This window comes from Paenibacillus sp. FSL R5-0519 (assembly GCF_037974275.1).
GTDB lineage: Bacteria > Bacillota > Bacilli > Paenibacillales > Paenibacillaceae > Paenibacillus.
In genome coordinates this window covers 5,659,387-5,670,972 of record NZ_CP150234.1, presented here as the reverse complement: position 1 = coordinate 5,670,972, position 11,586 = coordinate 5,659,387, and the positions used below count along the sequence as shown (strand labels likewise).

The window sequence follows — 11,586 nt, the reverse complement described above, 5'->3', positions numbered from 1 at the left end:
GTAGAGGGCAGAGAAAACCTGGAGAAGTGAAACGTTCGCCTTTATCACCGGATTTCCCGTTAATTAGGGATAGAAAAAATCTGGGGATAACAGCGATCGGAAGGTTACTCTGACCGCGTAGTGACCAGTGTAGAATCATCGCGTTCTATTTATAGGGTGTAAATTATTCCGAGGAGGAATTGAACATGGCTAATCAAGACCAGCACACCATGCAAGATCCAACGACACAGTATCCGAAGGCTACACCGGAGTGGAAACAGCAACAGGATGAGCCGGGACTTCAGCGTGAGATGACTCCTGTTCCTGATGCAGGTGAGAAAAGTTATAAAGGCAGCGGACGTTTAACAGGACGCAAAGCGGTTGTGACCGGAGCTGATAGCGGAATTGGCCGGGCCGCTGCGATTGCGTTTGCCCGTGAAGGTGCAGATGTTGTTCTGGCATATCTGCCGGAAGAGGAAGCAGATGCACAGGAAGTCGTGAAGCTGATTGAGGAAGCTGGCCGCAAAGCAATTACGATGCCAGGTGATCTGAAGGATGAGAAATACTGTGAGGAACTCATTGAATCTGCGGTCAAAGAGCTTGGCGGGATTGATATCCTAGCTAACGTGGCAGGTAAACAGCAGTTTGTAGAGCAGATCGCGGATCTGACCACCGAGCAGTTTGATGCAACGTTCAAAACAAATGTCTATTCCATGTTCTGGCTCTGTAAAGCAGCTGTGAAACGCATGAAGCCGGGCAGCTCCATTATCAACACATCGTCGATTCAGGCGTACAAGCCTTCGCCAATCCTGCTGGATTATGCGACAACGAAGGCAGCCATTAACACGTTTAGCAAAGCATTGGCCCAACAGGTGGGCAGCAAAGGAATTCGTGTCAATGTTGTTGCACCAGGTCCGGTTTGGACACCGCTGCAAGTTGTAGGTGGACAACCAGTCGAGAAGCTGGCCGAGTTTGGTTCCAATACACCGCTTGGTCGTGCAGGACAACCTGCCGAGATGGCTCCGGCATTTGTGTTCCTGGCAAGCCAGGAATCCAGCTATGTGAGCGGCGAAACATTGAATGCGAATGGTGGTACGGTTAGTCCGTAAGGTTTTAGATAATCCGATCATAGTATCATTATAGTATCAGAGGATACCATCTCCATAGTGGGGGCGGTATCCTCTTTTTTTCGTTAAGATTAGAGAAATAAATATTTTTATATATGAAAGCGTTCTTATTTAAAACGGGAAGGGTGCATGGTAATATATTCAAGAACATGTTCTTAGCTCCCAGATTTAAGAGTGCGTTGCTTATACAATGAATCTGTTCAGAAGAATACACTATGCCTAGGAATCGAAGGAGGAATTCTGTAATGGCCAAGAATGTACTTAAACTAGGTGACCCTGTCATTAGCACGTACACATCTTATGGGGCATTAACATCCATTATGCACGAAGATTTATGGCCATGGATTTTCAATAACTTTATACAGATCAGGTACGCACATGGATGGGGAATTTTTTCGTTTGATTCTCATCAGTTTCTGCTAGGTACCTGCCCTGGAATTTCCTTTTACAACCTGCCACAAGAAATTGTGATTAACAAATGGGGAAAATCGCTTAAGCAAGTGATTACGGAATCAATAGATATGGGATATTATCTATATATTTATGCAGACAGATATTACATTGGGTGTACAGACTATTATCAAAAAGAACATCTCATGCATGAACTATTGGTGTACGGGTATGATCTGGAACAAAATGTGATCTACATTGCTGATAATCTGGAAGATGGTAAATTCATACAAACCTTATGTAGTCTGGATGAACTTGAGAAAGGCTACTGGAGTATGTCTAATGAGTACAGTTTTTGGACAGAGATGAGATTTCTTAAGCCGATCGAGAATATCAATTACGCCGTCCATGTAGAACAGATAATAACGGCGATGGAAAACTATCTTCAATCAAGGGAGACATATGATTTAGTAAGGGATCAGCAATACGATTTTGGAATGCAAGCCATTCAGCGCATCTTTACAGATATTGAGCAGGTAGCCCTAGTTGGGGAAGAATTGGATTCACGAGTTTTTCATCTTTTGTATGAACATAAGCTGCTGATGGAGTTGCGTTTATCTTACTTAATGGAGAAATCAATCATTGAGCCAGATGCAGCATTTATGGAAGCAAGCACTGGTCTGAAACAGGACTACTTTAAATTGAGAAATATTGTTCTCAAATACAATATAACGCGTGATGCAAGTACACTCCGTAAAATAAGTGAGAGATTGCAAGAGAATCTTACAAAAGAGAAAGTATTTATTTCTTCTTTTATTACCAGATTGCAACAGGTTAAATTGCTGGCTTGAAGCCATCCAATAACAGACCAAAAATCCCCTTTGCTTGTTGGAAAGCAAAGGGGATTTTTAGTGAAATTAAGTTACTTCTGTTCTGGTTTCGGATCCAGGATGGCATAACTGCCGAGCGTGGCCAGTTGCGCCGTATTCAGTAGGGCTTCATCCACAGCAGCAAGGGCTTCACCGGCAGCTGTCATGAGCTCATCAGAATCAACAGGTGAGGCAAACCGGAGAATGACCCGGTTCTCTCCTTTTTTGAGTTCACTCTCCGCCTTGGTTTTGTACTCATTAATGGAAGCGACTTCGAGATCATTCTGCACATAATAATCATTGGCATCGCTCTCGCCATCGAACATCGCGAGTTCGGAATCAAGCCAGTAATCCTTATCTGCTATCGTTTTCTGACTGGCAGCAGTCTCATCGTTGGCATTGTACAGGAAGTAAGGGATGCCGGAGTTCGTCAGGTTGTTGGTGGCATCGACATGGAACCATTCGTTTCCGATTTTGACCTTGTTCCAAGCATGTGGAACGCCGCTGGAAGCGCCCGTTACGACGATGCTTTCCAGTCCCGAGAGATCGGAAAGCAATTTGTAGACGGAGGCATAGCTGGCGCATACCCCAACACCTTTGACCAGAATACCGTAAGTGGTAAACGAGTCATTGAACTGTGGGTCGACATTTTTGAAATTGTTCTGCTCTGCATTCTCCAGCGCTGCATCGTCATACTTCGCGTTATCGTTCAGATAATCGTAGATGGCTTTACGTTTCTCGTCTTCGTTCATGCCATCCTTGATGATGGAAGCCACAACTTCGTTTGCTTTGGCAATAATCTCATTTTGCTTCTTCTGAATACCACTTGCAGATTCATTGTAATGAATCGAAAGGGTAAGCGTACCATAGTTATATTCGAAACCTTCCACACCAAGAATCAATGGATTCTGGTACATCACTTTCAGAACCACATCCGAGAGTGTCGTGAAATTTTGAGCCTCGGGAAAAGCCTTTAACGAAATTTTATCTTGTGCCGCAATCATGTTTTTGGCCAAAACTTCTTCCAATGCGGAATCTGCATTGATCATTGCATCACCTGTAGCAGGTTGGGGCACAGTTTCCTGATTACCTTGTTCTACATTTTGCTGTGTATTGGATTTCTGTTCATCTACCAGGTTGTCTTCTTCAGCTTCAGGAGCTGGAGCAGGGGCTTCATTGGAAGCTTCTTCAGAAGCCATATCTGAAGAATTATCAGAATTATCATCGGAAGCCTCAGTAGATAGAGGATCAGTTGCATCTTCTGACGTTCCAGTATCCGTTGTAGACTCTGTAGTTGGAGTTTCCGAAGCTTGTGCTTCTTCTGTTTCCGTTGCAGACTCAGGTGCATCATGATTGTTGATGATCGTTGGCACGTCAGGTGCAGGAACGTAAGGTGTATCATTCTTTGGTTCCACCAGTCCGTTGCTAAAATCGGCTACGGTTTGCTGAGCAAGTCTGTCCAAGTCTGCTTGAGTCACATTCTCTACGCGCACGTAGCTTTTCAGAGCTGTTCCTTTAACGTGAAAAGGAATATTCGTTTCATTGAACTTTGAAATCTCTACGCTTTCGGTATCATAGACAATGGTTTCACGGGTTAGAGATCCGTCATTGTACTCAACTGTTGTTTTCTGAGGAAGCACATCTATATTCTTTAATTTCTCCATATACAATTGTTCTTTCAAAGATGTTGGTAACTGGGAAGCAAGCGGAGCTGTAGGGACACCTCTGCTAAAATTGGATTCTTTGCCTCCACCGATGGCTGTGACGTAATATTCTCCTCGTATACCATGGTTCTGATGAGAAGTTATCAGTTCATTATAAGTGCCGAGCCCGCCTTTTCCGTCTCTCAAAAAATCATCGAAAGACGTCTCTGTCGTCACGGCAATATCTAAAGGCAGACTATTGCTGAAAGCATCCTCTGCGCCAGTTAGAGGTACATTGGTTTCGAAGTTGGTTAGGTCAGAACGTTTATAAATTTTGTATTCAGTGGCACCTTCAACTTTGTCCCAGACCAACTTGAACCGTCTATCTTTGTCAATTTCGTATCTTAGGTTAGGTACGGGTAAATCCGATTTCACTGTAAACGGAATAATGATGGGGTGATCGAGTAGTGTTAGATTTTCTGCATCTGGATCATAATTCAGACGAATGTAATAAATGGGGGCACCGCCCCAAGAACTTTGATCCTTGTTCATCATGGAATCTGAACTTAATACGCCCCATCCAAGAGGTTTAATGGAAACACTATTGTCGTTTGTTTCTGGAATAGCATATACATCGCTTGCTTTGAGTGCTTTGATATCGGTATGTACACTTATAATGTCACTAGCTGATAGGTTACTTTTACGTAAATCTGCTTTAAACTTGAATGTAAATTCTTCATCCTGAGCTACGTTGTACATCGGCATGATCGCTTGTTCTGATTCAGAGCCGTATTTCTGCTTCAAACTTAAAATGGTAGAACCTTCTACGACTTCGGTAGGATTATTCTCGGACGGGCTGCTTTCCTGCTCAGTACTCTGGCATCCAGCCAGTAACAGGGTGAGCGCAAACATAATGAAAAATAGACGTTTCATGATACACCGCTTTCTTGTTTTTCTGAGTTGCTCTAATGGCTACGTTTCTACACACCGAAAGATTATCAGATATGGTTAAAAACCATATGCGAACCTCTTAACATCTAAACCTCCTATTAATTTCCTGACATCCTTTGCTAGTTTATGGTCATATTGACGCATTGTCAAGGTGAGAAGGTAGGGTTTAAGTCCTGTAGAACAATAGAACAGATGTAATTCCGTAGCGTGTGTTCCATGTTAAAATACAAGAATTACTCTATATTTATATATTGCGGAACATTTGAATAGACTGGAGTGGCTCAGATGACAGCAGAACAGATTGTCAGATCCTTTTTTGAAGAAGTCCGATCAGGCCGGAATCCGGATTATGCAAGCACTGTAATGGCGGAACAGGTACTGGCCCATCAAGTGATATCCGAAGAAGAGGTCACGGTGACCCGAACGCCTTCCGATTATGCGGATCATGTGCGAGAGATGATTGAAGCTTACGGGGAGTTCTCACTTGAGATCCAGGAGTTGCTGGCGCAAGGGGACAAAGTCTATGTGCGCTGGAAACAAACCGGTACCCATGTAGGAGACGTGGACGGATACACACCAACGAATTTGCCAGTGATCGAAATTGCAAGTGCGGTATACCGGGTGGCAAACGAACGCATTGCAGAATATTGGATTCAGATTGACAGGCTAGGCATCGAAAAACAATTGGAACGGAATCGGAGCTGATTTTTCAGCTCTTTTTTAGTTTTTGATTTTCTGTAAGCGTTCTCGTGTTATAATGAACCAAGTTGTATACAAGTTACCTAAAACGTTTTCTGCCTTTTGACTCCATAATCTGAAAGCGAGGATCAGAGATGATTAAAGCAACGGAAGATAATCAATATGTTGAACTGACAAGCCCGACAAGTTTACCGAAAGCATCCGGATTTCTTTGGAATGAAAAGATGATGATTCATGTGAATTGCCGAGGATATGCTGTGGCCCAATTTATGCAGCCCGAACCTGCCAAATATTCGTATGCGCCCAACCTGGAAGCGAAGACATTTATGCAACCGGAGCAACCATACTATGCCCACCATCCGGGTCGGTTTGTTTACATTAAAGATGAAGTAAGTGGCGAAATCTTCTCAGCCCCGTATGAACCGGTTCGCAAGCAGGCGGATAGCTATACGTTCGCTGTAGGCAAACATGATATTCATTGGAAAGTGATTCAGGACGACATATGCGTTGAGATGTCCCTGCGTCTGCCGAAGGAAGATGTGATGGAGCTGTGGCGTGTGAAGGTAACCAATCTGTCTTCGAGAAAACGCAAGCTGAGTATCTACCCGTATTATACGGTCGGTTATATGTCATGGATGAACCAATCCGGTTCCTATGTGGAAGAGTTACAGGGCATTGTCTGCTCGGCGGTTACGCCATACCAGAAATATCAGGATTATAGCAAAATCAAAACCTACAGTGACAAAACCTATCTGCTTGCAGATTACCAACCGACCGCATGGGAAGTGAATCAAGAAAGCTTTGAAGGCGAAGGGGGACTTCATCATCCTTCTGGACTTCAGTCGGAGACACTCGCTGGTGGAGATGCGCGATATGAGACACCTGTGGCCGTATTGCAATACAGAGTAGATCTGGAAGCTGGTGCTGAGCAGGCCTACCGATTTATCTTTGGCCCGGCTCATGATGAGGCAGAGATTGAGGGCATCCGTCAGCATTATTTTGTGAAGCAGAATGAGGAAGGACAGGATGGTTTCACGGCTGCCGAGCAGGAGTATGCCGATTATATTGCGGAAGGGCAGGGAAACATTCAGATCCAGACATCGGATGGCTGGCTGGATAATGTCGTGAATCACTGGCTGCCTCGTCAGATGTATTATCACGGGAAAACAAATCGTCTCTCGACCGACCCACAGACCCGGAATTATCTGCAGGATAATATGGGGATGAGTTACATTCAACCGCAGGTTGCGCGGGCTGCTTTCCTGACTGCATTGTCACAACAGCATATTAGCGGCGCCATGCCGGACGGCATTATTTTGCACCCGGACGCAGAATTGAAATATATTAACCAGATTCCTCATACCGATCACTGTATCTGGCTTCCGGTCTGTATGAAGACTTATCTGGATGAAACCAATGACTATAGCATTCTGGAGGAACAGGTTGCTTTTACAGACAGTGAACAGAAGCTTTCCGTACTGGAACATATGAATCTTGCGATGCGCTGGTTAATCCATGAGCGGGATGAGCGTGGGTTGAACTATATCAATCAGGGTGACTGGTGTGATCCGATGAACATGGTGGGATACAAGGGCAAAGGCGTATCCGGCTGGCTGACCATTGCAACGGCATATGCTTTTAATGTTTGGGCAGAAATTGCTGAACAGGCAGGGCATGCAGAGGTTGCAGCGGAATTCCGTCAGGATGCCAATCAGACGAATGCGACAGCGAATGAGTACCTGTGGGATGGGGACTGGTATGCCCGAGGCATTACGGATGATAACGTGGTGTTTGGCGTAAGCAAGGACGTGGAAGGACGCATCTATATCAATCCTCAGAGCTGGGCACTCATGAGCGGTGCTGCCGATCAGGAGAAACAGGAGAAGTTAATCCGCGCGGTAGAGGAGCAATTGGAGACGCCATATGGTGTCGAGAAGCTCGCGCCGTCTTTCACAGCGATGCGGGAAGATGTAGGCCGTGTCACGCAGAAACATCCGGGAAGTGCAGAGAATGGTGCAGTGTACAACCACGCGGCAGCTTTCTATATTTATGCATTGTATCTGGTAGGAGAGAAGGAGAAAGCGTATCGTTTGCTGCGTAAAATGATTCCGGGGCCCGATGCCGAGGATATTCTCCAACGGGGTCAGCTCCCCGTATTTATCCCGAATTATTATCGCGGAGCTTATCGTCAATTCCCACGTACAGCCGGGCGCTCCAGTCATTTGTTCAACACCGGCACAGTGCCTTGGGTGTATCGTTGCCTGATCGATGGATTGTTCGGCCTGCAAGGTCACGCACAAGGGCTTCAGGTCCGTCCGCAACTTCCTGAAGATTGGAACGAGGCGTCGCTCACGCGGTTGTTCCGCGGGGCTAAGCTGAACGTGAACATGAAGAAGGATGCAACAGTCCAGACGATTGAAGTGTATGTTGACGGTGAACGGATCGAAGGTGACATCATCAAGAATATCCAAGCTGGCGTGAAATATGAGGTGCTGGTGAAGCTGCCTTTGTAGAAAAGAGTACGGAGAACTGCCTTTCCTCTATTAGGAGGAGGGCAGTTTTTGCTGTCAGCTTGATCAGGACTTGTTCCATTCTTTGACTCTGTACCAGTAGCTATATACTTCCGAATAACCAAGCTTGGCGTAGAGCTTTACCGCAGGTGCATTATTTGCAACAACTTGCAGATAACTGGACGTGGCGCCATTCTCTTTTGCCCAATGCAGGAGGTGAAGGATCATCTGTTCAGCAAGTCCCTGATTCCGAAAGTTAGCATCTGTAATGATATCATACAACCCAACATAGGCGCGTTCAATTACACCAAATCCACAAGCGACGACTTGCCCGTCAAGTAACAGCGAGATGAAACCTGCCTTTGTGCGAATATTGTTCAACATAAGTTCTGTCGTTTCCCGTTGCAGATCATTCACCTTGTTCAGTCGGCAAAAGTGATCCAGCCACGCTGTGGTCAACTGTTCGTCAATCTGTACAGCTTGGTGCACAGGTTCTTTGATATCATCTAGACTCCGAGTCTGGATACGAGTCAGATCCACAACAGTATACCCTTTGTCCTGCAAAAGCTGGTCGAGATGATCCGGCTGAATAAACGGCGTGATTTTGAAAATCGTACTTAACTGATTGGAAGCATAGATACGCTCACATTCCTCAATTTTTTCATGCACATCCAGAGTGGAGTAGTAGATGGGCTGAATGGAATTGGCACGTTTGGTATACCCTTTGGCAAAACGCAGTACCCAGCCGTCATATAGTAAGGTAGACAAGGGCTGCCAGTGGTTAAGAGATATCTCTTCAATGGTTTTGTGTTCTGTATCCGTTGTATGCGTCATATCCAACCTCCGATTTTATGATGTGATAATAATACATAATTATGTATAAAAATACAACATAAATACATCTATCGCCGAACAGTATGCATTATGATGGGAGATGGTATACAATTTGATTTGGTTGAATGAATAACTTTAGAAGCGGAGCGCATTATGTTAACGATAGAGATGCAAGGCCATAACATTAACTGTCACATCGAATACGGCAAACGCAAGAAAGTTTCCATCACGATGGACTTGCCTTATATGGTAACGATCAAAGCACCCAATGGTACCAGTGAAGACATGATCCGGCAACTTGTGGAGCAGCATGGAGATGTGATTTTGAAGAAGTCCACTCTGATGCAGCGGGCGCTCGATGGTCCTCAAGCCAAGGAATACGAAGACGAAGGCAAAGGGAAGTTTTTACTTTTTGGCAAGGAACGCACATTACATGAATTAATTCCTGTAGAGGGACTTACAGAAGAGGAGCTGCGAGCGAATCTGAAGAAGTTTTATTTTGCTGAGTGTAAACGCATGATTGGGGAGCGCATTGGACGTTATCAACAGGAGTTGAAGGTGAAGCCAAAGTCGATAGAGATCGTAGATTCCCCCACCAAATGGGGCAGTTGCAGCTGGGACAAAAAGCTGACGTTCAATTATCGCTTGGCAATGGCGCCACTGGAAGTGATTGATTATGTCATCATTCATGAACTTTGCCATATTCACCACATGAATCATGATCGCTCCTTCTGGCGACGTATTGGCAGTATCATGCCGGATTACAAAACAAAAGAAGATTACCTGATGCGAAATGGTCGGGCCATGACGTTGTAATTACAGACTTAATTTTTCACTTCAATTTGCAGGAAAGTAGCTGTTCCTCTTGTCCATTTGAAGTACAATATAAGCAAATATATCCGTACCACGAATGCATTCAAGTACCTGTGGTGGAAGGAGTCCCAGATGGCTGAGAGTAACCATTATTCTGTGCTGGTAGATGAATATATCTCGGAGTTTGCACCCGATGTACAGGTCAGATTACAGGCGTTAAGACAGATTATTCGCGAGTCGGCTCCGAATGCCGAAGAGAAGATCAGTTACAAGATGCCCACGTATGCGCAGCATGGGAATCTGGTTCATTTTGCCGCATATCAGCATCATATTGGCTTTTACCCTGCCGCCAGTGGCATTCTGGCATTCAAGGAGGAACTCTCCAAGTATAAAGGCGCCAAGGGATCTGTGCAGTTTCCGCTGGATCAGCCATTGCCGGAGGATCTGATTCGGCGGATTGTGGAGTTTCGGGTGAAAGAAAATGTGGAAATTGCCAGGGAGAAGAAACAAAAGAAGTAGGAAATGATGGATAAAAACCTGACGCAACAGGTTCGGTGAACACAGCGGAGACGTATGAGATGCCGGGGCTGGACATTCAGGATTTTGTCGATTCGATTCTGAAATGGTCTAATTGCATTGAAGTTTTATATGTGGATGAGTATAAAGAAATGTATCGTATCTAGCGTAGTTTATATGTGACGCCGGAAATTTGAGTATGGTATAATAAGAGCAGATTAGACGTAAAATGCAAAGAGAGCCGTGCTGGTAACACGACTCCTCCGAGCAATAGCCGCTTTTAAGGGCGGTGGGCTTCGGTAACATAAGGGCACGATGAAATAGACCGCATTCCTTTGCTACGGGGGCGGTCTATTTGCGTTTATCGGACAGAATGGCAACGATGAGCGTACCAAAGGTAAGCATCAGCAAGATTGCTTCAAAAACTGTCACAGGGCATCCCTCCCTTCATGGCGAGGTAGCCGACCGACCCTTTAAGCCTATTCTATTGCTTTGTTGATTATAGCATATTTTGTAAGAATCCAGTTGTTAGAAGCTGTTTATATGTAATTCGTTCATTAGCTGAAGGGCATCCCGAAACCCTTGTAAATAAATCTCTCTTTCCAAAAGTGTTTGCATAGAGAGTTGTGAATCTTCATATAGAAAAAGGGTTTGATTCAGTTGTTCCGGTAAAGCTTGACGGATATTCTGAAAGTAATGCTCAGATTCTTTAGATAGTTGGGTATAATCAGGCTGCGTGTGAGACAAATTGTTGTATAATAACTCTAAGCGCGTTCGGATTAACGGTTCTGCTAAAGATTCCAAGGATTCTTTCACTATGTACACCTCTTTTTGAGTATTGTGTAGGTATTAAATTCCCATTCGAACACTACAGTGTGCATTATGTTTATTAGAATATACAACTTGTAGTGTGCTTTGTCAACATCACAGTGTGCATTTTAGTTTGGAGGAGAAATCGTATGATCAAGATTCATTTATCTCGTATTATGGGTGAGAAAAGAATTAATATTGCTGATTTATCCCGACTAACCGGATTACATAGAAATGGGATTGCCAAATTATATAATGAAGAAACCGATGGTGTGAAGTTTGATACGCTGAATCGAATATGTGAGGCTTTGGATTGTGAGATTCAGGATATCATTGAGTTTATTAAGGAAGAGAAGTGATCTTCAAAATTAGCTTAAGGCCCTATACTTTAAAAAAAATTGGACATATAGACCGGTTACCTTTTCGAAGGGACGGTCTTTTTCTG

Annotated in this window: 10 protein-coding genes and 1 pseudogene; 8 read left to right on the top strand and 3 right to left on the bottom strand. The window is 44.4% G+C overall.

Annotation, left to right across the window (positions count from 1 at the left end; all coding sequences use genetic code 11):
* The first annotated feature begins 185 nt into the window (after positions 1–185).
* On the top strand, positions 186–1,088 hold the full coding sequence (locus MKY73_RS25495; RefSeq protein ID WP_339304039.1) for an SDR family oxidoreductase: 903 nt from the start codon (positions 186–188) through the stop codon (positions 1,086–1,088).
* Positions 1,089–1,351: 263 nt separating this feature from the next.
* Positions 1,352–2,347, top strand: coding sequence for a hypothetical protein (locus MKY73_RS25490; protein WP_339304037.1), 996 nt, complete (start codon positions 1,352–1,354; stop codon positions 2,345–2,347).
* A 71-nt stretch (positions 2,348–2,418) separates the two neighbouring features.
* Here MKY73_RS25490 and MKY73_RS25485 read toward each other — a convergent pair whose 3' ends face one another.
* Positions 2,419–4,941: a transglutaminase domain-containing protein gene (locus MKY73_RS25485; protein ID WP_339304035.1), complete on the bottom strand. Its 2,523-nt coding sequence runs from the start codon at positions 4,939–4,941 to the stop codon at positions 2,419–2,421.
* Between the two features lie 303 nt (positions 4,942–5,244).
* Here MKY73_RS25485 and MKY73_RS25480 point away from each other — a divergent pair, with 303 nt between their 5' ends.
* Positions 5,245–5,664, top strand: a complete 420-nt coding sequence (locus MKY73_RS25480) for an ester cyclase (protein ID WP_339304033.1) — start codon at positions 5,245–5,247, stop codon at positions 5,662–5,664.
* A 128-nt stretch (positions 5,665–5,792) separates the two neighbouring features.
* Positions 5,793–8,171 carry an amylo-alpha-1,6-glucosidase gene (locus tag MKY73_RS25475; protein WP_339304031.1) on the top strand — a complete coding sequence of 793 codons (2,379 nt, stop codon included), beginning with the start codon at positions 5,793–5,795 and terminating at the stop codon, positions 8,169–8,171.
* Positions 8,172–8,234: 63 nt separating this feature from the next.
* Here the strand turns inward: MKY73_RS25475 and MKY73_RS25470 are convergent, their stop codons facing one another.
* Positions 8,235–9,002, bottom strand: a complete 768-nt coding sequence (locus tag MKY73_RS25470) for a GNAT family N-acetyltransferase (protein ID WP_339304029.1) — start codon at positions 9,000–9,002, stop codon at positions 8,235–8,237.
* A 153-nt stretch (positions 9,003–9,155) separates the two neighbouring features.
* Between MKY73_RS25470 and MKY73_RS25465 the strand changes: the two genes are divergently transcribed.
* The 3 genes and pseudogenes from MKY73_RS25465 to MKY73_RS25455 form a co-directional block, all read left to right on the top strand.
* Positions 9,156–9,818 (top strand): SprT family zinc-dependent metalloprotease, encoded by a 663-nt coding sequence (locus tag MKY73_RS25465; RefSeq protein ID WP_339304027.1) that lies wholly within the window; start codon positions 9,156–9,158, stop codon positions 9,816–9,818.
* A gap of 129 nt (positions 9,819–9,947) precedes the next feature.
* Complete coding sequence (locus MKY73_RS25460; RefSeq protein ID WP_339304025.1) at positions 9,948–10,334, top strand: DUF1801 domain-containing protein; 387 nt, start codon at positions 9,948–9,950, stop codon at positions 10,332–10,334.
* A gap of 20 nt (positions 10,335–10,354) precedes the next feature.
* A pseudogene (locus MKY73_RS25455) lies at positions 10,355–10,498 on the top strand (cysteine hydrolase); the annotation flags it as partial.
* Positions 10,499–10,859: 361 nt separating this feature from the next.
* Here MKY73_RS25455 and MKY73_RS25450 read toward each other — a convergent pair.
* Entirely contained in the window at positions 10,860–11,147 is a 288-nt protein-coding gene (locus tag MKY73_RS25450) for a DUF6809 family protein (protein ID WP_339304023.1), read from the bottom strand.
* Between the two features lie 143 nt (positions 11,148–11,290).
* Here MKY73_RS25450 and MKY73_RS25445 point away from each other — a divergent pair, with 143 nt between their 5' ends.
* Positions 11,291–11,500, top strand: coding sequence for a helix-turn-helix transcriptional regulator (locus MKY73_RS25445; RefSeq protein WP_339304021.1), 210 nt, complete (start codon positions 11,291–11,293; stop codon positions 11,498–11,500).
* Positions 11,501–11,586 lie beyond the last annotated feature (86 nt).

Coding starts and splice junctions, on each gene's coding strand:
- MKY73_RS25495 (WP_339304039.1), top strand. CDS start 186: ATGGCTAATCAAGACCAGCACACCATGCAAGATCCAACGACACAGTAT.
- MKY73_RS25490 (WP_339304037.1), top strand. CDS start 1,352: ATGGCCAAGAATGTACTTAAACTAGGTGACCCTGTCATTAGCACGTAC.
- MKY73_RS25485 (WP_339304035.1), bottom strand. CDS start 4,941: ATGAAACGTCTATTTTTCATTATGTTTGCGCTCACCCTGTTACTGGCT.
- MKY73_RS25480 (WP_339304033.1), top strand. CDS start 5,245: ATGACAGCAGAACAGATTGTCAGATCCTTTTTTGAAGAAGTCCGATCA.
- MKY73_RS25475 (WP_339304031.1), top strand. CDS start 5,793: ATGATTAAAGCAACGGAAGATAATCAATATGTTGAACTGACAAGCCCG.
- MKY73_RS25470 (WP_339304029.1), bottom strand. CDS start 9,002: ATGACGCATACAACGGATACAGAACACAAAACCATTGAAGAGATATCT.
- MKY73_RS25465 (WP_339304027.1), top strand. CDS start 9,156: ATGTTAACGATAGAGATGCAAGGCCATAACATTAACTGTCACATCGAA.
- MKY73_RS25460 (WP_339304025.1), top strand. CDS start 9,948: ATGGCTGAGAGTAACCATTATTCTGTGCTGGTAGATGAATATATCTCG.
- MKY73_RS25445 (WP_339304021.1), top strand. CDS start 11,291: ATGATCAAGATTCATTTATCTCGTATTATGGGTGAGAAAAGAATTAAT.